At 65.6% G+C, this 23,137-nt stretch carries 20 protein-coding genes; 7 read left to right on the top strand and 13 right to left on the bottom strand.

The features are described 5' to 3' along the window. Positions 1 to 20 precede the first annotated feature (20 nt). Genes peaD through peaA form a run of 4 tightly spaced genes read right to left on the bottom strand, consistent with a single transcriptional unit; the run spans position 21 to position 4,554 of the window. The gene (peaD, locus tag DQ397_RS11845; protein ID WP_043214474.1) at positions 21 to 1,142 is read right to left on the bottom strand and encodes a quinohemoprotein amine dehydrogenase subunit beta; all 1,122 of its coding nucleotides are present in this window, start codon (positions 1,140 to 1,142) and stop codon (positions 21 to 23) included. Between the two features lie 32 nt (positions 1,143 to 1,174). Continuing rightward, on the bottom strand, positions 1,175 to 1,498 hold the full coding sequence (qhpC, locus tag DQ397_RS11840; protein WP_043214471.1) for a quinohemoprotein amine dehydrogenase subunit gamma: 324 nt from the start codon (positions 1,496 to 1,498) through the stop codon (positions 1,175 to 1,177). A 1-nt stretch (position 1,499) separates the two neighbouring features. After that, positions 1,500 to 2,930, bottom strand: a complete 1,431-nt coding sequence (peaB, locus tag DQ397_RS11835) for a quinohemoprotein amine dehydrogenase maturation protein (RefSeq protein WP_043214468.1) — start codon at positions 2,928 to 2,930, stop codon at positions 1,500 to 1,502. A gap of 58 nt (positions 2,931 to 2,988) precedes the next feature. Then, a complete protein-coding gene (peaA, locus tag DQ397_RS11830; protein WP_043214467.1) occupies positions 2,989 to 4,554 on the bottom strand; it encodes a quinohemoprotein amine dehydrogenase subunit alpha in 1,566 nt (521 codons plus the stop codon). A 435-nt stretch (positions 4,555 to 4,989) separates the two neighbouring features. On the opposite strand from peaA, the gene DQ397_RS11825 reads away from it, so the two are divergent. Then, complete coding sequence (locus DQ397_RS11825) at positions 4,990 to 6,483, top strand: aldehyde dehydrogenase (protein WP_043214466.1); 1,494 nt, start codon at positions 4,990 to 4,992, stop codon at positions 6,481 to 6,483. A 117-nt stretch (positions 6,484 to 6,600) separates the two neighbouring features. Beyond that, the gene (locus tag DQ397_RS11820; RefSeq protein ID WP_043214463.1) at positions 6,601 to 7,914 is read left to right on the top strand and encodes a hypothetical protein; all 1,314 of its coding nucleotides are present in this window, start codon (positions 6,601 to 6,603) and stop codon (positions 7,912 to 7,914) included. A 58-nt stretch (positions 7,915 to 7,972) separates the two neighbouring features. Here DQ397_RS11820 and DQ397_RS11815 read toward each other — a convergent pair whose 3' ends face one another. Genes DQ397_RS11815 through DQ397_RS11800 form a run of 4 tightly spaced genes read right to left on the bottom strand, consistent with a single transcriptional unit; the run spans position 7,973 to position 13,579 of the window. After that, on the bottom strand, positions 7,973 to 9,271 hold the full coding sequence (locus DQ397_RS11815) for an NAD(P)/FAD-dependent oxidoreductase (RefSeq protein WP_043214462.1): 1,299 nt from the start codon (positions 9,269 to 9,271) through the stop codon (positions 7,973 to 7,975). Further along, entirely contained in the window at positions 9,264 to 9,941 is a 678-nt protein-coding gene (locus tag DQ397_RS11810; RefSeq protein WP_043214459.1) for a S8 family serine peptidase, read from the bottom strand. The genes DQ397_RS11815 and DQ397_RS11810 overlap by 8 nt, the downstream gene beginning before the upstream one ends. Then, a complete protein-coding gene (locus DQ397_RS11805) occupies positions 9,931 to 11,664 on the bottom strand; it encodes an ABC transporter ATP-binding protein (protein ID WP_043214456.1) in 1,734 nt (577 codons plus the stop codon). Before DQ397_RS11805 ends, DQ397_RS11810 begins: the two co-directional genes overlap by 11 nt. 1 nt (position 11,665) lies before the next feature. Beyond that, on the bottom strand, positions 11,666 to 13,579 hold the full coding sequence (locus DQ397_RS11800) for a sigma-54-dependent Fis family transcriptional regulator (protein WP_102081713.1): 1,914 nt from the start codon (positions 13,577 to 13,579) through the stop codon (positions 11,666 to 11,668). Between the two features lie 411 nt (positions 13,580 to 13,990). On the opposite strand from DQ397_RS11800, the gene DQ397_RS11795 reads away from it, so the two are divergent. From DQ397_RS11795 to alkB, 5 genes are all read left to right on the top strand, one after another. Then, positions 13,991 to 15,337 (top strand): hypothetical protein, encoded by a 1,347-nt coding sequence (locus DQ397_RS11795; protein WP_043214452.1) that lies wholly within the window; start codon positions 13,991 to 13,993, stop codon positions 15,335 to 15,337. 32 nt (positions 15,338 to 15,369) lie between these two features. Next, a complete protein-coding gene (locus DQ397_RS11790; protein WP_102081715.1) occupies positions 15,370 to 17,601 on the top strand; it encodes an Ig-like domain-containing protein in 2,232 nt (743 codons plus the stop codon). A 15-nt stretch (positions 17,602 to 17,616) separates the two neighbouring features. Next, positions 17,617 to 18,099 (top strand): curlin, encoded by a 483-nt coding sequence (locus tag DQ397_RS11785; RefSeq protein WP_043214449.1) that lies wholly within the window; start codon positions 17,617 to 17,619, stop codon positions 18,097 to 18,099. A gap of 16 nt (positions 18,100 to 18,115) precedes the next feature. Further along, positions 18,116 to 19,561 carry a curlin gene (locus tag DQ397_RS11780; RefSeq protein WP_043214448.1) on the top strand — a complete coding sequence of 482 codons (1,446 nt, stop codon included), beginning with the start codon at positions 18,116 to 18,118 and terminating at the stop codon, positions 19,559 to 19,561. Positions 19,562 to 19,810: 249 nt separating this feature from the next. Then, entirely contained in the window at positions 19,811 to 20,455 is a 645-nt protein-coding gene (alkB, locus tag DQ397_RS11775; RefSeq protein WP_043214478.1) for a DNA oxidative demethylase AlkB, read from the top strand. A gap of 120 nt (positions 20,456 to 20,575) precedes the next feature. On the opposite strand, the gene DQ397_RS11770 is transcribed toward alkB, so the two are convergent. The 5 genes from DQ397_RS11770 to DQ397_RS11750 are packed head-to-tail and all read right to left on the bottom strand — an operon-like array spanning position 20,576 to position 23,135. Further along, positions 20,576 to 21,415: a CsgG/HfaB family protein gene (locus tag DQ397_RS11770; RefSeq protein WP_043214446.1), complete on the bottom strand. Its 840-nt coding sequence runs from the start codon at positions 21,413 to 21,415 to the stop codon at positions 20,576 to 20,578. Positions 21,416 to 21,444: 29 nt separating this feature from the next. Further along, positions 21,445 to 21,864, bottom strand: a complete 420-nt coding sequence (locus DQ397_RS11765; RefSeq protein ID WP_043214444.1) for a curli assembly protein CsgF — start codon at positions 21,862 to 21,864, stop codon at positions 21,445 to 21,447. Further along, on the bottom strand, positions 21,861 to 22,262 hold the full coding sequence (gene csgE, locus DQ397_RS11760) for a curli production assembly/transport protein CsgE (RefSeq protein ID WP_043214441.1): 402 nt from the start codon (positions 22,260 to 22,262) through the stop codon (positions 21,861 to 21,863). The genes DQ397_RS11765 and csgE overlap by 4 nt, the downstream gene beginning before the upstream one ends. After that, positions 22,259 to 22,786 (bottom strand): type II secretion system protein, encoded by a 528-nt coding sequence (locus DQ397_RS11755; RefSeq protein ID WP_043214439.1) that lies wholly within the window; start codon positions 22,784 to 22,786, stop codon positions 22,259 to 22,261. The genes csgE and DQ397_RS11755 overlap by 4 nt, the downstream gene beginning before the upstream one ends. After that, positions 22,761 to 23,135, bottom strand: a complete 375-nt coding sequence (locus tag DQ397_RS11750; protein ID WP_043214435.1) for a type II secretion system protein — start codon at positions 23,133 to 23,135, stop codon at positions 22,761 to 22,763. The genes DQ397_RS11755 and DQ397_RS11750 overlap by 26 nt, the downstream gene beginning before the upstream one ends. Positions 23,136 to 23,137 lie beyond the last annotated feature (2 nt).

Here is a 23,137-nt window from a genome sequence, read left to right as displayed (position 1 = left end):
GCGAAGAAGCCCACACCGACCTAGCGGACGAACACCTGGGTGGTGGTGATCGCCATGTCTCCGCCGGGCAGCTTGATGTTCTTCACCTTCTTCATCGTCTGCGGGTCGAACACCGCGATGTCGTTGAAGGTCCCGGCCAGGTACAGCTTGCTGCCAGCACGGTCGAACGCTACGCAATAGTAAGTGTGGTCCAAATTCGCAGCCTGGATCAGCTTGCGCTCCTTGATGTCATAGCGGGCCAGGCGATTGAGCACGCCGTACATCTGGTTGGGGTCCTTGGGCGAGCGCAGGCCGGTGAAGTACAGCTCGGTGAGGTCGGCGAACTCCTGGGTGTGGGTCTTGCCGGTTTTCAGGTCCACGCTCAGGTAGCCATACAGCAGCGCGGCCTCGTTCGGGTCCTGCTTGGCGTCCTTGAACTTGGCCACGGTGTAGAGCATCGAGAACTCGTGACGGCCAGTCTGGTGCGGCCAGAAGTACAGCACGTCCGGCGCGCTATAGCCTGGGCGGTTCCAGTTGCGCAGGGGCAAGGCCACTTCGTACTTGCCGGTGTTCACGTCCATCTTGTAGATGTCCGCCCCGGCCACGTACAGGCTGCCGTCGTCCCCGGCGCGCATCAGGTAGACCTGGCGCGGCATGGGGAAGTGGCGAACCGGCTTGGCATTGAGCCCATCGGCAGTGCGGAACACCTCGAGGCGCGGCGGCTTGACCACGTAGTGATCGTTCAAGCGCTGGGTCGGGTTGACCGTGGCATACACTTCCTTGCCGTCGGGGCTGATGGCGAAGGAGAACATCGAACGCCCCACTTCCCCCGGTACATTGGACAGGTTGGCATGGAAGGTGGTGCCACAGGTGTCCAGGTCGATGCCGTAGATGTCGCCGAAATGGTTGTTCAGCACGTAGGCGGTGCGCTTGTCCGGCGCCATCATCGCCGTGCCGGGTCCGAAGGCGTCGGGCATGCGGCAGGTCTTGTAGAGCGTGTCGCTGGCCACGTCCACCACGTGTAGGTTGTTCGGGTAGTTGGTGGCGATCAGGTATTCGTGGCCGGCCGTGAGGGCGGGCCCGGTGTCGGCCGCCTGGGCCGTCCAGGCGCCGGCACAGACGGCGGCGGTGAGCGCGAGCTGTGCGCAGAATCCAGGTTTCATGCGGTTTCCCCTTGTTGTTCTTGTCTGGCCGGTCACTTGTCTTTCGGGAATACGGTGCCCAGGTTGCGCCAGTCTTCCATCGAGTTGGTGGCCTGGGCGTTCCAGTCCTGGTAGGTGCTCATCATGTCCGGCACCTGGGCAGGCCACCAGCACGGGTCGGAGCAGCCATACAGGTCCGCCTCCATCGGCTGGCAGAGGGAGCTGACGCCGCCAAAGGCGTCCACTTCCCAGCCCGGGTCGGTGGTGGCGGTGCAGCCTGCCACCGCGCTCATGGCCACGACCTCTTCCACACGGTCTTCGGCGGCGGCCTGCTCAAGGATGCGGGCCTTGTTGTTCAGGGGCTTCAAGTGCTTCATGTCAGTGCGCCTTCCGCGGAGTGATGTAGCGATCGATGAAGGCCGGATTGGCGGCCATGATGCGGCTGTAGACCTCGATGCCGAAGTCCACCCAGTCGCGCATCAGTTCGCAGTAGTGATAGGTCGGGTGGGTGGGGTCGCCATAGCGCGCATAGCTTTCGTGGTAGCAGCCACCGGAGCACAGGTTGCGGATACGGCAGCTGTCGCAACCGGTGCCGCTGCGGTCCAGGCGCTGGGACAGAAAATCATTGAGCTGCGCCTGCTTCACGCCTTGGTGCACATTGCCGAAGGTGGGCAGGCTGGAGCCGGTGAAGCGATGGCAGAGGTTGAGCTCGCCTTCGTGGTCCACGGCCAGCATTTTCAGCCCGGCACCGCACGGCAGGGCCTTCTTGTGGCCCTCGTGGATATCGGTGATCAGCTGATGCAGGTTGGAAAAACCGATGTTGCGATGCTCCAGTGCCGCCTCCAGGTAGCGCTGCCCGAGGGCTTTCATGTTGGCGAAGACTTGCACCAGCTCCTCGCCGGTCAGGTTGAAGCTGGCCATGTCGCCTGAGGTGACCGGGGCGAAACCGACTTCGGCGAACCCCAGCTCGTTGAACAGGTGGTTCCAGATGGTCTCCACATCGGTGATGCCACGGGTCAGGGTCACCCGCGCACCCACCGGCCGGCTGTGGTAGCGCGACAGCAGCATGTCGACCTTGCGCCGCACCACGTCATAGGTGCCCTGCCCGCCCACGGTGATGCGGTTGCGGTCGTGCACGGTCTTGGGTCCGTCGATGCTCACCGAGAGGCCAAAACGATGGGCGTTGAGCCAGTCGACGATCTCTTCGGTCAGCAGCGTGGCGTTGGTGGTCATGATGAACTCGACCTGCTTGCCCGCCTCGGCGAAACGCCGCTCGCAGTAGGCGACCATGTGCTCGATCAGCGGCCGGTTGGACAGCGGCTCGCCGCCGAAGAACACCACGCTGTAGCGCTGCTCGTCGGGCGATTCCTTGAGCAGCATCTCCACCGAGGCCTCGGCGGTGGCGGCGCTCATCTTCTTGCCGGCCGAGGGTTTGTCCAGGTCTTCCTTGTAGCAGTAGGTGCAGCTGAGGTTGCAGCCGGTATTGACGTTGAGCACCACAGTGTTGAGCGCCGTGCGCTCGACCTTGCGCAGGGCGATCTCCGGCGTCAGTGGCGAGCCGTCGCTGACCAGCTCCAAGGCGATCAGCTCGCGCAGCGTGTCTTCGACGTCCTGGCCGGCGAAGCGCTGGCCCAGGCGTTGTACCAGCTCCTCGGCCGAGCAGCCCTGTTGGCGCAGGGTGTCGATGATGTCGCCGGTCACCGCGTCGGCGGCGAACAGCGAACTGCTGGGGATATGAAAGAGCATGCGGTCGGCATCCACCCGCACCTCGTGCAGGTTGCGTTCGACCAGGTTCAATAGTGCGCCCATGGCGACCTCTCGATGATTCTTCAGCCCGTTCTTGGATGGCACGCGCGACACCCGGCCGTCATGGCAACGGTGGGTTGTTCCAGCGCTGCACGGTGACGATCATGTGGCCTTCGCCCTTCTGGCCGCCGTCTTCGAGTTCGGCGATGACCTTCAGGTTGCCGGCGTTGTTGGTCATCATCTTGCGCTCGGGGTTGGGGCCGGCACCGGCCGGCATGAAGATGCCGTCAGGTTGCATCTGGCCTGCGAACTTCACGTCCTCGTCTTCCACGGCGCGCTCGTTGTACGGCTCGACCTTCCACTTGGCCGGCAGGTAGCCGATACGCAGTGGCTGGCCACTGGCGTCCTTGCCCCAGGCTTCGGCCTCGAAGCGGCCCTGGACCTTGGGGGTGGAGCCGCCGTTCTCACCGATACGGGCGATGGAGAAGGCCGGGACCACCTTGACCTCCTCGACCTTGTCGTACACCGCCAGATTCACGCCCTTGAGCGCGCCAATGGCCACCTCGCGCTGACCCGGCGCGGCATCGGCCGCAGCGCGTGCCTTGACCCGCACCTGCGTCGGCGTGGACTCCAGCACCTCGGTCACCTCGACCCCGGCGCCCAATGCCGGCTTGCCGGACAGGCCGCTGCCGACCAGGGTGATCTCGCTTTCGCTGCCCGCCTTGATGAACGCCGGCTGCACCGCCAGCAGGCGTGCCTTGCCCTCCTTCACCGCGCTGAAGTCCAGGCCACGCTCGTCGTGCTCGGCCTCGAACATGCGGCCTTTCATCTCGCCATCGAGTGCGGCGAACACCTGACGCAGGTTGCTGTCGCCGACCTTCACAGTGCCGCGCCACTCATAGCCGTTGTAGAGAATCGCCGAGCCGCTGCCGTTGAACGGCGTGCCGTCGGCGTAGGTGCCCTTGACCTCGACCTTGAAGGTGTCGTCCTTGTCGGCAGTCACGCTCATCACACCGCGCACATCGCCCTTGGCCAGCATGTGCCCGCTGAAGGCCCACTGGCCCGGCAAGGCATCGGCCTTGGGCCGGTTCTTGAGCCATTGGGTCCAGGCCGGGTTGTCGAGGGGGTAACGCTTGGCCAGGTCCGGGACCATCTGCTTGAGCGCGATGTCCAGCCAGTCGCGGTCGCGGGCCTGGGCCTGGTACTCGAGGGACGGCCACTGGCCGAGGTGGAAGTTGACCAGGTGTTCCCATTCCTGGGCCGGGCGACGCTGCAAGGCGACGCGGGCACCGGAGTGGCAACGGCCGCACATCTGGCTGGTCTGGTCGTCGAAATGCTCGACGGTATTGAGCCGGCGCTCCATGGCGTAACGCACGCCTTCGGTCTCGCTGGGTGCCAGGCCTTGCTTGTCCGCCAGGTACTTGACCAGGGTGCGACGGTCATCGTCGCTGATCTGCAGCCCATGCATCACCTGCATGCGCGCAATGCTCATCAGCCAGCCTTCGGGGGTCTTGCGCTGGTGACTGATGCGGCTGTAACTGTCGTTACCTTCGGGGATGTGGCACCCCATGCACTTCGATTGCAACAGGCTCGGGCCCTGCTCGGCCGCCATGGCCTGGGTGCTCAGCAGTGCGGCGGCGACCAGCGCCAGTTTGCCCGCATGCCGCCGGAGTCGAGTCGTCTTCAAGGTCAGACCTCCACGGTGTTGTTCTTATCGTTATCGCACGCTCTGATACCGCTGGTGCATGTGACGAGGGCTGATACAGAAAGTGTGCCAGCCTGCGCAAAAACCTTTGTTTTCAATAGATTGGGGGCTTTTCGCCGAGGATTTCATCTAGCCACCGGCAAACCGGAACGTCCCATTTCGCGACAGACTGTTTCAGTGTGAGACACAGCTCCGGCATCGGGCGCTTCGCGGCGCCAAACCCGCGAAGCACCCGGCCCGGCCCCACTGTTTCAGCACCGTCTCATCCCGTCTCAATGTGCAACAGCATAGCCCTTGGCAGTCGACCTCCACCCAGCACCAAACCCCTGTCGTTCAAGGCCATTGCCGCACCCGCCCGGCCTTGGCACGGCCATTGCGCAGGTGCCTCCACACTCCCATGACAAGAGGCACCGAACCATGCATTGCCAACTGCCCCTCCTCCCTGCCACCCGTGCGTTTCTCGAGCGCAAGCTGAAAATGCGCATCGGCGCCGATTGGCAGGACGCCGCCAGCGGACGGACCATGAGTTTTCGCAACCCGGCCACTGGCGAGGTACTGGGGGAAGTGCCCTCGGCCGACCCGCAGGATGTGGACCGCGCAGTCAAAGCCGCGCGCCAGGCTTTCGACGACTCGCCCTGGAGCCGCCTGCGCCCACGGGAGCGGCAGAACCTGCTGTGGCGCCTGGCCGATTTGATGGAGCGCGACGCCCAAGTACTGGCCGAGCTCGAGTGCCTGAACAACGGCAAGAGCGCTGCCGTGGCCCAGGTGATGGACGTGCAGCTGGCCATCGATTTTCTGCGCTACATGGCCGGTTGGGCGACCAAGATCGAAGGCAGCACGGTCGAGCCGTCCCTGCCTTTGATGCCGAACGAGCAGTTCCATGGGTTCATCCGTCGCGAGGCGGTGGGCGTGGTCGGCGCCATCGTGGCCTGGAACTTCCCGCTGCTGCTGGCCTGCTGGAAACTCGGCCCGGCCTTGGCGACCGGTTGCACCTTGGTGCTCAAGCCCGCCGACGAAACCCCGCTGACCGCGCTCAAGCTTGCCGAGCTGGTGGATGAAGCCGGCTATCCGGCCGGGGTCTTCAACGTGGTCACCGGCACCGGCCTTAACGCTGGCGCCGCCCTCAGCAGCCATCCTGGGGTGGACAAACTGACCTTTACCGGCTCCACCGAAGTCGGCAAACAGATCGGCAAGGCGGCCATGGACAACATGACCCGGGTCACCCTGGAGCTGGGCGGCAAATCGCCGACCATCGTCATGCCCGACGCCAACCTGCAGGAGGCCGCCGCCGGCGCCGCCACGGCGATCTTCTTCAACCAGGGCCAGGTGTGCTGCGCCGGCTCGCGTCTGTATGTGCACTGCAAGCATTTCGACAATGTGGTCGCCGACATCGCCGGCATTGCCAATGGCATGAAGCTGGGCAATGGCCTGGACCCGTCGGTGCAGATGGGTCCGCTGATTTCGGCCAAGCAACAGGATCGGGTTACCGGCTACATCGAGCTCGGCCGTGAGCTGGGCGCCACCATTGCCTGCGGCGGCGAGGGCTTCGGGCCAGGCTACTTCGTCAAGCCAACGGTGATCGTCGATGTCGACCAACGCCATCGCCTGGTGCAGGAGGAGATCTTCGGGCCCGTGCTGGTGGCCATGCCCTTCGACGACATCGACGAAGTGGTGCGCCTGGCCAACGACAACCCCTACGGGCTGGGTGCGAGCATCTGGTCCAACGACCTGGGCGCGGTGCACCGGATGATTCCGCGTATCAAGTCCGGCTCGGTGTGGGTCAACTGCCACAGCGCCCTGGACCCATCCCTGCCCTTCGGCGGCTACAAGCTCTCTGGGGTCGGTCGCGAGATGGGGGCCAATGCCATCGAGCACTACACCGAGCTCAAGTCGGTGCTGATCAAGCTTTGACGCGCACGCCGTTGCGGTCCGTTCGCGGGTAGACCCGCTCCCCCGGGGTTTGTGTGAACCCCCGCGAACAGGCCGGAGCAGGCAACACACACAACAAAAACAAACATGGAGCACACCATGAGGCACACACTCGCCTGCACGTTGGCCCTGCTGGCCGCCGCCCCTCTGACCCAGGCCCACGAACTCTACAACCAGGAGGGCACCGTCCTGAACGCTGAGCTCGAGGCCCTGTTCGGCGCGTTCCACAGTGACGAGAGCTTCAACCTGGCCGGCAACCGCCGACCGGGCAGCAGTGACTGGCGCGAGGGCTACGTCAAGTATGGGCTTAGCGGTAGCCAGGCGCTGGCCGGCACCGGCACGCTGTATGGCGCCTTCAGCCTGCTCAGTTCCGCGACCTGGGGCGATGGCGATGCTGCCGGATTGTCCTTGGGCGATGAGCGCCGCACCGCCGTCGAGGACGCTTACCTGGGCTGGCGCTCGGGTACCCTGTTCCCGGCATTGGGCGAAGATGGCATCGATGTTTCCGGCGGACGCCAGGTGGTGACGTTGGGCGATGGTTTCCTGATCCAGGGCGACCCGGTCAATCTCGGCAACGTCGATCTGGGCGCCAACTTCGACCGAGGTGGCGCGTATTACCTGGCCGCACGCAAGGCCTTCGACCGTACCGCCGTGCTGCGCCTGGGTGGCAGCCAGGGCTGGCGAGGCGATCTGATGTGGCTCAAATCCGACAACCACTACCAGGCGGACACCTCCCTGGCCGTGACCAATCTGGAGCATGTCGCCGACGCAGGTACCCTTGGCGTGAGCTGGATCCGAGGGCTGGACGTCGACCGGCGCTATGCCCAGATCATGGGCCTGGAGCACCGCGACGGTATGGATACCTACAGCCTGCGCGGGCGCGGCAGCCTAGGAGTGAAAGACCTGGAACTGGCAGCGGAATACGTCACCCAGGACCGTACCGGCGGGCGCGAGGACGCCTGGTACCTGGAAGGTAACTGGACCTTCTCCGACGTGCCCTGGTCGCCGACGGCCACCTACCGCTACAGCCGCTTCTCCGAAGACTTCGACCCGCTGTTCTATGGCGCCAGCCGTGGCTATGGCACCTGGTTCCAGGGCGAGGTAGCGGCCAACTATGCCGGGCCATTCAACAGCAACACCCAGGTGCATCACGTGGGGCTCAAGGCAAAGCCAAGGGACAACCTGACCCTGGGCGCACTGTATTTCGACTTCGATACCCTCGAAACCGACCAAGGCAATCTGGGCGGGCGTGAACTGGACCTGTATGTGGAATGGATGGTCAATGACCACGTCTTGATCAGCCCTCTGGTGGGGTTCTACAAACCTGAGCGCAGCGCCAGTGACGGCGGCGTTCAGTTGGGTGGGCGGGATACCGGAACCTACCTGCAACTGTTGGTCGGGACCTTCTTCTAGCAACGCGCAGTTGCTGAGCGGCCCATCGCAGCTTCGCCTGCGATGGGCCTCAACGCTCTCACCGATACCCCTGCTCGGCTAACCACCGGCGCACCATCCCCTGCTGCTCCACAGCCATCCCGGCCAGTACCGACTGCAACGCCTCGCCCGCCTGCACGGCTCGCACCACCGGTGCCAGTTCGACCCCATGCAGATGCCAGATCCCCAATGGCTGGTCCCGAGTCACGACCACCTCGGCCTCCTCCACCAGGCCGTCGCGCAGCACCGGTCGACGCGCCACCTGCACAGCCTGCCAGTGCGCCTCGGCGTGCATCGGCTGAGCGTCTGGCCACGCGCGGCGCCGGGCCCAGAACGTGTGCTCGGCACGGCCCTGCTCCTGGGCGTAGAAGTCCCGTCCGATGCGGGCAAAGCGCAGGAACAGTTGCTCGACCCGCGCTTGGTGGAACTGCCGCGCCAAGACCGCGCGCTCGGGCCGGCGCAACAAGGTATTGATCACCACCGGTGCCTGCAGCGCTGACGATAGCGACTGGAAGATGCCATTGCCCGACAGCGGGTCCACGGCCATGGCCGCATCGCCCACCCGGATCCAATCATTGCCCACACACTCGCCTGCCAGGATCGCTGTGCTGCTACGGGCATGCACCTGGCAAGGCAGCAACGCCTGCTCGTCGAATAGCTGTGCCACCAGCGTCGACTGCCGACGCCGCGCGGCACAGTACGCCGGCAGCGCGGCCTTGCCCGGCAGGCTTGCCGCACCGGCATCGAGCGTGATCTGCCAGTAGCACTGCCCATCAGCCAGGCGTGCCATCCAGGCCCAGCCGTCGTCCAGGCTCTGCACCGCCGATGCCGGTTCCCCGGGCGCACCCTGCCAACGGTTGAGCAGGCTGACGGTTTCCGGACCGCGTGATCGGTCAGCCGCCAGCGGTGCCTGGCGGCCACGGGCTTCCACCAGAAAATCGACCCGCAAAACCTGGCCATCTTCCAGCCGTACCTGGTGCCCGTCCTCGTGCAGGAGCTCGCGCACCCGGCCTTCGATCACGGTCACGCCTGCCCGCAGCAGATCGCCACGCAAGGCACGGTCGAACGCTGGGCGGTCGAGCAAGTATTCCTGATTCAGTCGCAGATGCTCGCCATTCCAGAGCACTTGGCGCTTCGCCAGGCTCACCGCCTCGCCCAGCGCCCTGCCCAGACCGGCATGGCGCAGCCCCTCCAGCACCCGCTCGGAGATCCCCTCGACCGCGGCGAAACGGCGCCAGTCCGAGACGACCGTGACGGCGTAGCCGAGGCGCCGCAGGCCCAGGGCCGTAGCCGCGCCCGCAGGGCCTGCGCCCAATACCAGGATGCGCGGGTCAGCCATTGTAGGCACCTCTGCGCTCAGGGCCGGTGAAGGCGGCCGCGTCGCGCAGGTGCGCCAGCAACTGCGGATGATCCATGTCCGGGTGTTGCGCCAGCAGACGCGCTATCTGCCCGCTCAAGGCCGCGCAGGCCAGGCTCGCACCGGCCATGCCCTGCCCGCCGACATACCCGCCGAGGTCGGCCTGGCCGCTGCCCAGCCAGGACCACTGCCCTGGCGCACAACGGGCATCGCCGGTGATACGCAGCACGCCAGGATAGCTGGCCGGATACACCGGCCCACCCCGGGCGGGGCTTGAGGCGCACAGCAGCACGCCAGCGGCCTGTGCCTCTGCGCAGGCCTGGCGCAGCACAGGTCGGTCCTGATGCAGGCCGAGGCTCAGGTTGACCAGGGTCGCGCCCTCTTCCACCAGCCAGAGCAATGCCCCGGCGACCTGCAGGGCGCTGGTGCTCCACTGTCGATCGAAGACCTGGGCCATCAGCGCCGGCAACTGGCCGGCCTCCGATTGCAGGCGGGCCAACACCGCACTGCCATGTCCCAGGTGGTCGGGCACCGGCTCCCCTTCGCACAGCACACCTTCTTCGAGCCGAAAGCGCCGAGCCGCCACCAACGTCGCGGCCTGCTCAGGCGAGCAGCCGCTGTCGATCACGCCGATGCGCAGTTCAGTGGCCATGGCCGGCAACCTCCCGGGGCCTGACCTTGAGTTGGCCATCCTGCACCTGCAGGTGCAGGTCGGCATCGGCAAGGGTCGAGGCACGGTGGCTGATGAGGATGCGAGTGCGGCCGGCGAACAGCTGGTCGATGGCCGCGATGACTTCACGTTCGGTGGCTTCGTCCACCGCCGAGGTGGCCTCGTCGAGCACCAGGATCGCAGGGTCCTGTAGCAGCGCGCGGGCAATGGCGATGCGTTGCTTCTGCCCGCCGGACAACTGTTGGCCACGCTCGCCGAGCAGGCCATCCAGGCCCAGCGGCAAGCTTTGCACCAGGCTCTGGAGCTGGGTCAGACGCACCACGCGCTCAAGATCGGCCAGGCTGGCCTCGGGCGTGCTGTAGGCCAGGTTCTGCGCCAAGGTGCCACGAAACAGCACGATGTCCTGGCTGACCACGGCGATACGTCGGCGCAGCGCCTGCAGGTCCAGCTCGCGCAGGTCCGTGCCGTCCAGCAGGATGCGCCCGGCATCGGGGTCGTAAAAGCGTTGCAGCAGGTCGATCAGGGTCGATTTGCCAACGCCCGAGGCGCCGCTGATGGCAACCTTCAGCCCGCCCGGTATGCACAGGTTCACGTCCTGCAGCACCGCGCCCTGGCGTCCTTCGTGGGCGAAAGCCACCTGCTCCAGACGCAGCTCGCCCGGACCATCGGGCATGGGCCTGGGCGTCTGGGCCTCATGCACCGCCAGCGGTTCCTGCTTGAGCTCCATCACCCTGCCCAGGCTCACCGCCATACGCTGCACCGCCACATAAAGGCCCAGCAGGCTCTGTACCGGCCCTACTGCCATCCCCAGGTAGGTGGAAAAGGCGATCAGGGCGCCCAACTGCCAGGTGCCCTGGATCACCCACCAACCACCGACCAGAAACGCACAGGCGCGGCACAGGGAGGTCAGCGTCCCGGGCACCGCCTGGGTGAAGAACTCGGTGACCTGGACTTTGAGCAACTGGCCCATGTAGCCCTGACCGAGCTGCTCCAGGCGCCTGGCCTCGCGGGCCTGCTGCCCCGCCGCCTGGATGAACTTCATGGCCGGCAAGGTTTCGACCAGAAACGACGACACATCCGTCGAACGCTCGCGCAGGCTGCGCACCTCGCGCTCGACCTTGCGCCGCATCCAGCGCAGCCACAGCACTTCGATGGGAATCAACAGCGCCAGCAACAGCGACAATTGCCAGGAGAGCATCAGCATCAGTGCCAACGCGCCGAGCAAGCCGATCACGCTGGACACCGCCGAGAACAGCGAGTCCACGGCAAAGCGCTGGATCTCGGCGACATCGCCGTCGAGCCGGGAGAGGATGTCGCCGGTACGTCGACGCCCGTAGAACGTCGGCGAGAGCTGCTGCAAATGCCGATAGAGGTCATCGCGCAGGGCAAACAGGATGCGCCCCGACAAGCGCGTGTGCAGGTAGCGGTTGATGCCCGCCAGCAGCGTGCCGAACACGCCGGCCAGGATCATCACCGCAGCCATGTGCCAGAGGGTCGTGTAATCGCGTGCCAACAGGCCCTCGTCGATCAGGGTCTTGACCAGCCAAGGCTGGGCCAGGGCCAACAGCGAGGCGCATAGCGACAAGCCCAGGAGCATGGCGATGGCCCGCCGGTGCGGGCGCACGAAGCTGTACAACCAGGCCAGAGCCTGGCGCATCAGTTGCGGGTCACTGGTTTCCACCAGCCGTGCGAACAGCCCGCCCATGTCAGCTGCGCAGCTGCTTGAGCTTGCGGTACAGCGTGGCGCGGCTGATGCCCAGGGCCTCGGCGGCGGCCGAGACATTGCCTTGGTGCCGGGTCAAGGCCCCACGGATCAGTTCCAGTTCGTTTTCGCGCAGGCTGCCGGAGGGCGCCGCGCCGCTGGCCAGCTCGTCCAGCAGGCAGTCGGTGAGGTGCTCAAGGCTCAGCACCTGCTCATCGTCCTCGCGCATGGCCAGGGCGGTGCGCAGCACCATTTCCAGCTGGCGGATGTTGCCCGGCCAGTCGAAGCCCTCGAGCAGCTCGGCCAGGGGCGGGTCGAGGGTCACGCCCTTGGCACCGAACTTGTCCAGCAGGCCTTCGATGATGCTCGCCAGATCGTCCCGCTCGCGCAGCGCCGGCAGGCGCAGGGAGACGCCGTTGACCCGGTAGTACAGGTCCTCGCGAAAATGCTGTTCGGCCACCAGGCGTTTGAGGTCGCGGTGGGTGGCGCAAATCAATGCCACGTCGATCTCCTGCTCTTCGCCAGCCCCCAAGGGCGCCACGCGGCGTTCCTGCAACACCCGCAGCAGACGGGCCTGCAAGGCCAGGGGCATGTCGCCGATTTCGTCGAGGAACAAGGTGCCGCCATGGGCCTGCATCAGGCGTCCGACCATGCCGCCCCGGCGCGAGCCGGTGAAGGCGCCCTCCCGGTAACCGAACAATTCAGACTCGATCAGGCCTTCGGGAATCGCCGCGCAGTTGACGGCAACGAAGGGTTTGTCCGCGCGCGGGCTGGCCTGGTGCAAGGCACGGGCGGCCACTTCCTTGCCGGTGCCTGTCTCGCCCAGCAGCAGCACGGGCAGGCCATTGACCAGGCCCTGCCGCGCCATGCGCAGGCCTCGGGACAGACGCGCATCGCCACCGGCCAGGGCTTGCAGGGCTGGGGATTGGTTCGAGGCAGACGCCCTGCCAGGCGCTACGTTGACGCTGAGGTTGCCGTGACGCGGCAGTTGCAAGGCGCGGAAGAAGAACTCGCCCTTGGCGGTCTGCACACTGCTCACACCGCCCTGCCACAAGCGGGCGATGAACGCCGGTGAGCGCTCGCCGAGCAGGTCGCTGCTGCGCCGACCGATCAGCGCCTGACGTGAGACCTGCAACAGTTGGCAGGCGTTGTCGTTGGCCGCCAGCACTTCGCCGTCCAGGCTCAGTGCCAACAGCCCCTGCCAGGCGCTGGTGAGGTATTGCGGACGGCTGTGCAATGCCAGCACCAGATGCTCGCGGTGGCACAGGCCGAACAGCCGGCTTTCGATGTTGCCGGCGGCGAGCATCAGCGTGGAGAGGTTGTCCTGGGGTTGCGTCATCACCCCTTCGCGGGTGATGTCCAGCACGCCGATCACCTCGCCATGCGGGTCACGCAGGGGGACCGAGGTGCACGAGAACGGGCTCAGGCGGTCCAGATAATGTTCGCCGCAGTTGATCAGGGTCGGTCGGCCTTCGACCACCGCCGTGCCTATGGCATTGGTGCCGCGCAGCGCCTCGCTCCAGCAACTGCCCGGGTGCAGATCACGCAGGCCTTCACGGCCAAGCACGTGGGTCTGCCCCTCGATGGCCAGGACGTTGGCCTGGGCGTCACCGAGGATGACGATGCCACTTTTGCCCTGGCGCTTGACCAGGTAATCGAGTTCCGGGGCGACCGCGTCGATCAGCAGGCGGTTGTGTTCGAGCAGCGAGCGCAGGTCGAGCCCCTGCTGGGTGCCCAGGCCCACCTGTTCGTCCTGCAGGCAGTCCAGGCCATGGCCGAGGCTGCGGCGCCAGGAAGCATCGATCTCCTCGCGCAGCATCCCGGAGGGCAGTTCGCCTTCGTTGGCCAGCTTGAGCCGGGCCTGGCGGGATTCCTGCAAAGGGTCAGAGGCGTTTGTTATTGGGTATTGTCGCGCCATCGTTTACTCCAGCTGTGCCCCCACAGGGGAAGGGCTCCGGGACTTGTTGCAGTGTGCGTCAGAATCCCCGGGCCGTCATCCGGTTGAGGTGGAGGTTGGCATAAAGCTTACGTTTACGTAAAGGCACTGACTGCCGGTGCGCGACCTTTCGCAGGTGTATCCGCGCTACCGGTCGGCGTGCCCCCTGAGGGAGCGGGCCTGACCGCCAAGACGACGCCCCACAAGTCGCGCCCCAATTCCCCAATGCTGGGGGACTCAGCCCACCACCGGCTGGCGAAAAAGCAACCTGCAGTGTGCCAGACGCCAAGTCCTGCAAGGCCTGCAGCGCAATATCAAAAAACTGGCACGGCTGTTGCCGATCCCTGTGCAGACGCCCCAACCCATGGGCCCGTTTGCAGGAGGGTTTGACTCATGCACCGACCGACACCCCACCCGCTGGCAGTGGCGATCTTCGCCAGCATGCTCCAGCTTCCGGCCCAGGCTGCGCTCAATGCAGTCGACCAGGGCACCTACACACCGGAGAACGGCGGCTTCGCCGCGTGGTATCAGGACACCCATGGCCGGGTATTGGACCTGTGCCTGACCAAAGCGGTCAGCTCACGGGTGCCAGGTGCTCCAGGCGCGCCGTCGTACATGTGCACGTTGCTGCCGACCCCGGGCGTGTTCGACGATACCCAGCCGATCGTCTTCCCCAGCAACTTCCCTGACGAGGCGTTCTGGTTCACCGCCGACGCGGCCATCAATGATGCCGCCCGCGGAGTCAACCTGGGCTATGTCTCGGCGATCGAGGCCGCGTTCGGCGGTGGCGACCCTCTCGAAGGCGACCAAGTCAGCTTCGCCCGGGTGCGCATCCGCGTCGATGTCCCCACTGCGGGGACCTACATCATCACCCACCCCTACGGCGTCGAGGTGTTCGACGTGGCCACCCCGGGCCGTCGGGCCATCAACATGACCCGCGACATCGGCATCGGCTCGCCAGGCAACTTCATCGGTGCGCTCAAAGGTGACATCGGCCCGTTCCTGCGCAGTGTCAACGGCCCGTACACCGAAACCAATCCCAGCACCGGGGCCAGCGAGCAGTTCATCGGCGACCCCAACCTGAACGAAGCCGTGACCGGCAGCCCGTTCAATACCAACTTCGTACGCATCGAGGGCCCTAACGGCATCGACCTGCGTACCGAGCTGTTCGCCGTGTCCGGCAAACTGTCCACGGTCAACCTGCCGACCCCGTTGCTGCCTCAACGCAGCACCTACTCACGGCACACCGAAAATGGGGACCTGCGCGCCCAGCAGGATGTGTTCGCCTTGGCGCCGCCGCCACCGGCCACGGTCAGCCTGACCAGCCAGTCCCCCAACCTGCCGCTGACCGAAGCCAACAAGACCGGCACCTGGTACGGCCAGTCCACGCTCGACCCGACGCTGCCGGCCACCCTGACCCTCAGCGCCGACAACAGCCTGGCCATTCCCACCAGCACCGCCACCACCGCCAATCTGCCGCTGACCGACCTGGTGACCATCACCCGCGCCGAATACAGCTTGTCCAGCGGTCAGCTGACCCTGGTCGCCAGCAGCAGCGACGAGACCTCCCCACCGCCCATGGTCGCGCGCACCGGCAATGGCGCGCTGATCGGCAGCCTCTCCGGCGACGGTGCGGTGAAGACGTTGAGCACAGGGCTTTCGCCGATTCCGCCCGCGAAGGTGCACGTCACCAGCGACAACGGCGGTAGCGACAGCGAAGACGTGGTGCTGGTGCCATGAACAGACAAAGGCTTCGCCTTCAAGGAGGCAGCATGAACACTTGGCCGCGCCGGGCGCTTTACGCCGCCGGGCTCTCCCTCTCTCTCAGCGGCGCGGTATCGGCTGCGCTCACCGAGGTCGATCCAGGCCCCTACACCCTGGCCACCGGCGGTTATCCGATGTGGTACAAGGACGCCAGCGAACTGTCGCTGGAGCTGTGCCAGTCGCGCGCCACCAGCTCACGGGCACCCGGCGCACCCGGAGCACCTGCGTACATGTGCACCTTGCTGCCAGAGCCGGGCGTGTATGACGACACACTGCCGCTGGTATTCCCGGATAACTGGCCGCCTGAGATGTTCTGGTTCCTGGCCGAAACGTCGATTCCTGCCGTGGGCAACAGCGGCTATGAACTGGAGGTGTACGTCGCCGGCATCGAAGCGGCGTTCGCCTCCGAGAACCCGGTGGACGGCGACCAGCAGAGTTTCGCCCGCATTCGTATCCGCGCCTCGGTGCCGACCGCTGGCACCTACCGCATCACCCACCCCTATGGTGTCGAAACCGTGGTGGTCAACACCCCCGGCCGGCGCGCGATCAACATCACCCGTGACATCGGCATCGGCGCTCCAGGTGACTTCAGCGGTGCACTCAAAGGCGACATCGGGCCGTTCCTGCGCAGCGCCACGGGCTTCTATACCGAGCTCAACCCGGACACCGGCGCCACCGATACCTTCATCGGCGACCCCAATATCACCGAGGCAGTGACCGGCAGCCCGTTCAATACCAACTTCGTGGCCATCGACGGCCCGGCCGGACACATCCAGACCGACGTGTTCACGCTCTCGGGCAAGGTCCTCGACCCGCGCGCGCAGACACCCGTGAACCTGGAGCGTGCCACCTATCAACGTAACGGCAACGGCACCCGCGTCGAGGTGTTCGCCAAGGCACCGAGCGATGCCAGCCTGTGCATGCGCTATGGCCTGGCCCTGGTCGGCACCCCGGGCTCGCCCTGCGAGTTCACCTTGTTGTCCGACAACAACGGGCTGTTCTTCAGCCAGCAGTTGAACCAAGCCGCACCGCCACCTGTGTTGGTGGTCACCGCCAGCAGCACCACAGGTGGCACTCGGCCAACAGCGTTGTCCAGCAAGCTCAGCGACGTGGTGAAGATTCGCACCGCGCATTTCGACTGGGCCAGCAAACGCCTGGTGATCGAGGCCAGCTCCAGTGACGAAGTGCTGATACCGGACCTGGTAGCCCAGGGCTATGGTCGCCTGTCCAAGTCCGGCACGTTGCAGACCTTGACCGTCACCGACCTGACCCAGCCACCTGCCACCGTCACGGTCAAGTCCGCCCGCGGCGGCAGTGACGTCGAACCGGTAACGGTGGTGGGCAACGCACCGGTCGTCGCCGAGAACCAGCCGCCGCTGGCTCAGGCCGATGTCGGTGGGACCAGTGTCGGCGTACCGCTGACCCTCAACTTGCTGACCAACGACACGGACCCCGACGGCGACATGCCGTTGACCATCACCGATCTCACCCAACCGGGTACCGGCCTGGGCTCGGTGGTTCTCAACGGCACCACGTCGGTGACCTATACCCCGCCTGTCGGTGCCACCACGGCCTTCCCGGCGATCTTCAGCTACCGCGCCCAGGACGCCAAAGGGCTGAAGTCCGAGCCTGCCACGGTGACCGTCAACGTCGTGCCCAACCGCGCACCGACCGCTGTCGCCGACAGTGTCGCGACCCTGGGTGTACCGCTGACCATCAACGTGCTGGCCAACGACACCGACCCTGAAGGCAACCTGCCGCTGGCCGTGGCCAGTGTCACTCAGCCACCCGTCGGTCGCGGCACGGTCAGCCACAACGGCACCACGGTCACCTACACGCCACCGGCCACCGTCACCGCGCCTTTCACCACCACGTTCACCTATGTGGTACGGGACTCGATCGGCGCGCTGTCCGGCAATGGCACCGTCACCGTGCAGGTCTCGCCCAAGCCGCCGACCGAGACCCTCACGGTCACCGCGGCGACGGTCACCGCACGCTCCAACAACCGTTACAACTGGGACATCAGCGGTACGTCCTCGGTGACCACCGGCAACACCGTCACGGTGCAGGTGACCACCCGTAACGGTCTGGTGACCCTGGGCAGCACTGCAGTACCACTGACCGGACGCTGGCGGGTGATCGTGAGCAACAGCACCACCCTGGTACCGACCGCCACGCCGTCAGCGACCATCCGTACCAGCCAAGGCACTGTTCGCACCGTGCCGGTCAGGCTGCAGTAAGCCCGGGAGGCTGCCATGAAACGCCTGAATCCACTGCTGCTCTGCCTGGCCCTGGCGGGCCAGGCCCTCCAGAGCGGCTGGGCCGACGACCTGATGGACAATGCCGACCTTGCGCTGGGCAACGACCTGGGAGAACCGGTGATCGTGCGCCTGATCCCCGCAGGTGCCGGCCAGATGGCGGTCATCGAGCAGCAAGGTTCGGGCAACCGCGCCGCCCTCAATCAGAACGGTCAGGCCCTGCTGGGCCGAATCGTCCAGGCCGGGGGGGCGCAGGAGGCGTACATCCTGCAGGAAGGCAGCGACCTGATGGCCTCGATCGTGCAACAGGGCCAGGGCAACAACGCTGCCATCCGCCAGAGCGGTAGCAACAACAGCGCCTCGATCGAGCAGTTCGGCAACTACAACACCGCCAGCATCCAGCAAAGCGGCACGGGGCTCACCAGCGCCGTGACCCAGGCTGGCAATGGCCAACATGTTCAGATCACTCAATACCGTTAGACCTGGAGGCACCACCATGTTCAAGCTCGCTCCCTTAAGCGCCGCCGTTGTCCTGGCGATCGCCGGCCAGGTCATGGCCGATGACAGCCTTTCGACCCAGAGCCAGCAGGGCAAGGCGAACATCGCCGAAGTCCAGCAGACCGCCGCCCCCTACGCCTCGGCCACCCAGGACCAGAACGGCCAGGGCCACAACCACCTGGCCGTGCAGGACACCAGCACCAGCGATATCAGCCAGAGCGCTACCGGCTCCTTCAACGCCGGCTACGCCGACCAGATCCTGGAGAACGGCAGCAAGACCCTCCAGCGCTCCGGCGGCAGCCTGAACGACAACTTCTCCAGCCAGTCGCTGGGCCAGGACAACCAGGTGCTGCAGGTCCAGCAGGGCACCGGCAACATGTCCAGGGTGTTCCAGGAGTTCCAGACTGGAGCCCAGGCCACCACGCTGCAGCAAGGCAGTGCCAACGATGCCGTGGTCGAACAATTGATCGGCGGCACCAACAACCGCGCCCAGATCATGCAGGAAGGCACCGGCAACACCGCCGCCGCCGAGCACATCCTCCATGACAACGGCGACATCCGCATCGGGCAGAAGGGCCAGGCCAGCTGGGCCTATGGCGACCAGCGCAACGGCCTGGGCGGCACCATCGACATCCAGCAGGTCGGTAGCGGCCACTCTGTAGAGGTATGGCAGGACACCCAGGTCGCCAGCCAGGCCAGTGTCTATCAACAAGGCCAGCTCAACGAGGGCTACATCGACCAGAGCTTCGGCGAGGCCAACTCCGCCCATCTGTCCCAGAGCGGCCAGCGTAACGCCAGTTGGTCGGACCAGTTCGAGTCCACCCACTCGGTGGTCGACATCACCCAGAACGGCAAGGACAACCTGCACTTCACCTACCAGACCGGCGACAACCACAGCCTGACCATCGACACCACCGGCAACGGTAACAAGGTCCTGGCCAGCAACTGGAAGGGCGAGAAGTTCGGCGGCCAGTTCGGCAGCAGCCAGACAGCCCAGGTCAAGCAGAACGGCAACGGCAACAGCGTCAACTTCAACCAGGAAGGCATGAACCAGGTGGCCAAGCTCGAGCAGAACGGCAACCGCAACACCATGGAGACCAACCAGGTCGATGGCAACAACGAGCTGTACTTCGAGCAAAATGGCAGCGACAACCTGCTCATCGCCGCGCAACGCGACGGCGGCAACTACGCCGAGGGCTTGAGCGCCGGTAACGGCAACGTCATCAACCTCGACCAGTCCGGCCAGGGCAACCAAAGCTACACCTACCAACTGTATGGCAGTGGCAACACCGCCAACATCACCCAGACCGACGTCGCCAACGTCGCCTATGTCACCCAGGGCGGCACCGGCAACCTGGCGACCGTCACCCAGAGCAACATGAACCAGAACGCCGCCATTACCCAGTACGGCAGCACCAACACTGCCATCGTCACCCAGCAGTAGCGGGTCCCCCCTTGGACCGCGGTGTTCCCTCTCCCTGGCGCCGCGGTTCCTTTTTACTCCCCCTTCCTTGGCGGTAAACCCTCTCCCCTGTCACAGCGCTTGGCTTGAAGTCGCCGCTGCTCCTTCCCGGATACACCCGCAAAGGGGGCAGCGCTCACACCGCGCAGGCTGAGCGGTTCGTCGCTTCGACTGGCCCACGGACAGGCCGCCGGCATTACAATGCGTGCAGACCCAACCGACGCCAACCCCATGATCCAATCCGACCTCGACCTGTTCGGCCCGCAGCCGCAACGCCTGGCCAGCCACACGGTGCTGCTGCCAGGCTTCGCCCTGGCCGAAATCGAGGCTGTACTCGATGCCCTGCGCCCGGTATTGCGCGCCGCGCCCTTTCGCCATATGCGCACCCCGGGCGGCCTGCACATGGCCGTGGCACTGACCAACTGCGGCGCCCAGGGTTGGGTCAGCGACGAGCAAGGCTACCGTTACAGCCCCACCGACCCCAAGACCGGCCTGCCCTGGCCGGCCATGCCCCAGGTTCTGCTCGATCTTGCCGATCGCGCCGCCTGCGCTGCCGGTTTCGATGGCTTCGTCCCGGACGCCTGCCTGATCAACCACTACGTCCCCGGCACTCGCTTGACCTTGCACCAGGACCGTGACGAGCGCGATTTCGGCCAGCCGATCGTGTCGCTGTCCTTGGGATTACCAGCGGTGTTTCTCTTCGGTGGACTGCAGCGCTCGGACCGGACTCAACGGATACCCTTGAGCCACGGCGATGTGCTGGTATGGGGAGGCGAGGATCGACTGCGCTATCACGGGGTGATGCCGATCAAGCCTGGCGTGCACCCGAGAATGGGTGAGCGGCGGATCAACCTGACACTGCGCAAGGCGCGTTGACGATAGAAAGCGCTCTGACCTGTTCGCGGATGAACCCGCGCCCACCAGGATCGCACCGCATCGGGAGGCGACGCTGTACCTGTGGGAGCGGGTTCTCCCGCGAAGTGGCAGTTAGGCCAATCACTGCTGCTGGTTCTGGCTCAGGAATTTGTCCACCTGCCCGTTGCCCTCCCCTGCATCCGCCACCTGCCACAACCGGCGCTCGATGCCCTGGGCCAGGAGGTGTCCCACAGCCGCCTCGATCGCCGACAGCACGCACAGCTGGGCCGGTTCGTTGGTGGTATAGCCCACCTCGGCTTCGAGCAGTTTCTTGAACTCGATGAACTTGAACACCCCGGCGCTGCGACCGACCGAATAGATGGTCTTGCTGGTCATCACATTGGCCAGCACCTGGCCACTGCGCACATCCACCGCCCGCAGGTTCACGGTCACCTGATCGACGCGGTACTCACGGGATAGGTCGATGCCCAGATACCGAGCACCCTCCCCGCCACTGCGCACGTTGGTGTCGTAGGCGATGATGCCGCCTTCGAGCATCAGGTTGGCCGCCTGCAGTGGCGGCAACTCGCCCTGGATGTTCAAGGGCGCGTCGGGTTTCTTTTGCGAAGCGCGGATGATCTTGCGCTCGGTCAACAGGTTCTGCAGGCCCTCGCGCTCCAGGACCACGAACCAGCCGCTGGCGCTCAAGGCGTCCATCAACATGCTCGCCGCGCCTTGGGTGACGCTGGTGGAGAAGGAGCTTGCCGGGGTCGGCTTGTACTGCCCGGTCTGGTCACGGAAGCCGTACACCACTGCCATCAGCCTGCCCTTGGGCCGTGGCATGTTGATCAAGTCGTAGTAGGTCGAGGCGCGCGGGGTCAGGGTCGGGGTCTCCGTATCCTGTTCGGCGGGCATCGGCTCGCGCAGGCCGCAGCCTTGCAAGGTGGCGAGGATCAGCAGTGTGCTCAGCAAGCGTTTCATGGTCGTTCTCCCCTATTGGCCCGTCCCTCTCAGGGGTTCAGGCCGCTGACCTCGATGATCGAGACTTCCCCTGTCGCACGGTCGGTGACCTTGATGCTGAGGGCCCCGGAGTCGTCGATCACATCGATCAGGAACGAATCCGTAGAGAGGCTGCCGGTCTTGCCGTCGTTGATGTTGTCCAGCAACTGGGACAACAACCGCGACTCGAGCTGGTTGCTGAAGCGCTCCAAGGCCGAGGTGCCGGCGAAGGCCGAGGCGCGGTCCTTGAGGTCTGGGTCGTCATGGTCGTTCTGCGCCTGGGCGTTGTTCAAAAGCCAGGTGCCGTTGAGCGGGTTGCCGCCGAACGCCGGATTGACCGGGGTGTACACAAGCTCCGTGGCCTGGGTGTGACCGGCAAAGGCGCCGGCCAGCAGGCAGACGGCGACGCACCGGGAAATGTGGTTGCTCATAGCTCGTCCCTCTCCAGATCAGTGGTGTCCTGCAGCAGCCGTTGCAGCTTGCGCTGGATGATCTGCTGCTTGACCAGGTCCGCCGCCGCGACGGCCTCGTCTTTGAGTTGCGTGGTATTGGGCGGCAGGAAGCGCCGGTACAACACCTCGCGTTCGTACTCCACCGTCACCAGGCTGCCCCAACGGGCGTCGGGGCGTTCGCGCACCACCAGGTTGAAATCCAGGCGGCTCGTGGCGCGCAGGCGGTCGGTGAAGTCGTTGTAGAAGTCATGGCCGATGTGCGAGATGGTGTTGTCGACGATGAACCCCTTCATCTCGTCCTCGGCGTCAGCACGGGCCGGGGTGCCAGGCAAGGCAAGCAGCAGGCACAGGCAGCACAGGGCAGCGAGCGGCTTCATGGCGTATCTCCTGGGCCGCTGTGGGTACGGGCTGCGCCGCTACCCTCGGCGAACGGCTGCTCGGCGACGAATTGCCAGTCGCTGTAGTGCTCGAGCCCCTCGAAACCGGACCACTGGGCATCGAACCCGCTGCGTTTGAGTGGCGTGGCATCCGAACGGCTGTGAATACCGGTGATCCGCCCGTCCTCCGAACGCAGCAGGCCCCAATCTTCGCCGTTGGTGATCGGGTCGGGGTACAAGCGGCGGATGTGCCGCTGGGGCGATGGGAACCGGTTGTCCTCCAGCAGCTCTTCCAGCGCCTGCGGGTACTGGGCCAGGCCAGGCGATGCACGGTAGTAGCTGCGCAGCGCCTGGGCGTACTGGCCACCGATCCACAGCAGCTGGCGCTCGTGTTCGCGCTGGGCGGCCGTGGCCCACAGGGTGCCGGTGGCGGCCAGGGCCATGCTGCTGACCGCGATCAGAAACAGCACGCCCAGGTAGGTGAAGCCCGCGCAGGCCTTACCATTCGGCATAGAGGCTGCCATCACGCGCCCTCCCGGTTGCACCGCTTTTGATATCGGCCACCCCGCCCGTCACGCCCTCCGGCGGCGGCACCAGTTGCCAGGCATCGCTGCGCTCGGTGATCGGGTCCACCGGGGTGTTGCGCAGGTAGCGCTGCTCCACCAGTTGCTCCAAGGACTCGGGGTAATGGCCGGTGTCGCCGTAGTAATGGTCCAGGGCCTCGCGCAGCACGGCCAGGCTCTGGCGCAGCGTGGCCTCGCGGGAGGCCTCCAGGCTGTTGAAATAGCGCGGCAAGGCGATGGTCATCAGGGTGGCGATGATCGCCATGACCACCAGCAGTTCGATGAGGGTAAAGCCACGGTTGCGTTTCATGA

The organism is Pseudomonas sp. CK-NBRI-02 (genome assembly GCF_008124495.1).
GTDB classification, from domain to species: domain Bacteria; phylum Pseudomonadota; class Gammaproteobacteria; order Pseudomonadales; family Pseudomonadaceae; genus Aquipseudomonas; species Aquipseudomonas guariconensis.
This window is presented reverse-complemented; position numbering and strand designations above follow the sequence as displayed.

What these genes read in the sequence shown, in the direction of transcription:
- peaD (WP_043214474.1), bottom strand. Translation starts at nt 1,142, where the DNA reads ATGAAACCTGGATTCTGCGCACAGCTCGCGCTCACCGCCGCCGTCTGT.
- qhpC (WP_043214471.1), bottom strand. Translation starts at nt 1,498, where the DNA reads ATGAAGCACTTGAAGCCCCTGAACAACAAGGCCCGCATCCTTGAGCAG.
- peaB (WP_043214468.1), bottom strand. Translation starts at nt 2,930, where the DNA reads ATGGGCGCACTATTGAACCTGGTCGAACGCAACCTGCACGAGGTGCGG.
- DQ397_RS11825 (WP_043214466.1), top strand. Translation starts at nt 4,990, where the DNA reads ATGCATTGCCAACTGCCCCTCCTCCCTGCCACCCGTGCGTTTCTCGAG.
- DQ397_RS11820 (WP_043214463.1), top strand. Translation starts at nt 6,601, where the DNA reads ATGAGGCACACACTCGCCTGCACGTTGGCCCTGCTGGCCGCCGCCCCT.
- DQ397_RS11815 (WP_043214462.1), bottom strand. Translation starts at nt 9,271, where the DNA reads ATGGCTGACCCGCGCATCCTGGTATTGGGCGCAGGCCCTGCGGGCGCG.
- DQ397_RS11810 (WP_043214459.1), bottom strand. Translation starts at nt 9,941, where the DNA reads ATGGCCACTGAACTGCGCATCGGCGTGATCGACAGCGGCTGCTCGCCT.
- DQ397_RS11805 (WP_043214456.1), bottom strand. Translation starts at nt 11,664, where the DNA reads ATGGGCGGGCTGTTCGCACGGCTGGTGGAAACCAGTGACCCGCAACTG.
- DQ397_RS11800 (WP_102081713.1), bottom strand. Translation starts at nt 13,579, where the DNA reads ATGGCGCGACAATACCCAATAACAAACGCCTCTGACCCTTTGCAGGAA.
- DQ397_RS11795 (WP_043214452.1), top strand. Translation starts at nt 13,991, where the DNA reads ATGCACCGACCGACACCCCACCCGCTGGCAGTGGCGATCTTCGCCAGC.
- DQ397_RS11790 (WP_102081715.1), top strand. Translation starts at nt 15,370, where the DNA reads ATGAACACTTGGCCGCGCCGGGCGCTTTACGCCGCCGGGCTCTCCCTC.
- DQ397_RS11785 (WP_043214449.1), top strand. Translation starts at nt 17,617, where the DNA reads ATGAAACGCCTGAATCCACTGCTGCTCTGCCTGGCCCTGGCGGGCCAG.
- DQ397_RS11780 (WP_043214448.1), top strand. Translation starts at nt 18,116, where the DNA reads ATGTTCAAGCTCGCTCCCTTAAGCGCCGCCGTTGTCCTGGCGATCGCC.
- alkB (WP_043214478.1), top strand. Translation starts at nt 19,811, where the DNA reads ATGATCCAATCCGACCTCGACCTGTTCGGCCCGCAGCCGCAACGCCTG.
- DQ397_RS11770 (WP_043214446.1), bottom strand. Translation starts at nt 21,415, where the DNA reads ATGAAACGCTTGCTGAGCACACTGCTGATCCTCGCCACCTTGCAAGGC.
- DQ397_RS11765 (WP_043214444.1), bottom strand. Translation starts at nt 21,864, where the DNA reads ATGAGCAACCACATTTCCCGGTGCGTCGCCGTCTGCCTGCTGGCCGGC.
- csgE (WP_043214441.1), bottom strand. Translation starts at nt 22,262, where the DNA reads ATGAAGCCGCTCGCTGCCCTGTGCTGCCTGTGCCTGCTGCTTGCCTTG.
- DQ397_RS11755 (WP_043214439.1), bottom strand. Translation starts at nt 22,786, where the DNA reads ATGGCAGCCTCTATGCCGAATGGTAAGGCCTGCGCGGGCTTCACCTAC.
- DQ397_RS11750 (WP_043214435.1), bottom strand. Translation starts at nt 23,135, where the DNA reads ATGAAACGCAACCGTGGCTTTACCCTCATCGAACTGCTGGTGGTCATG.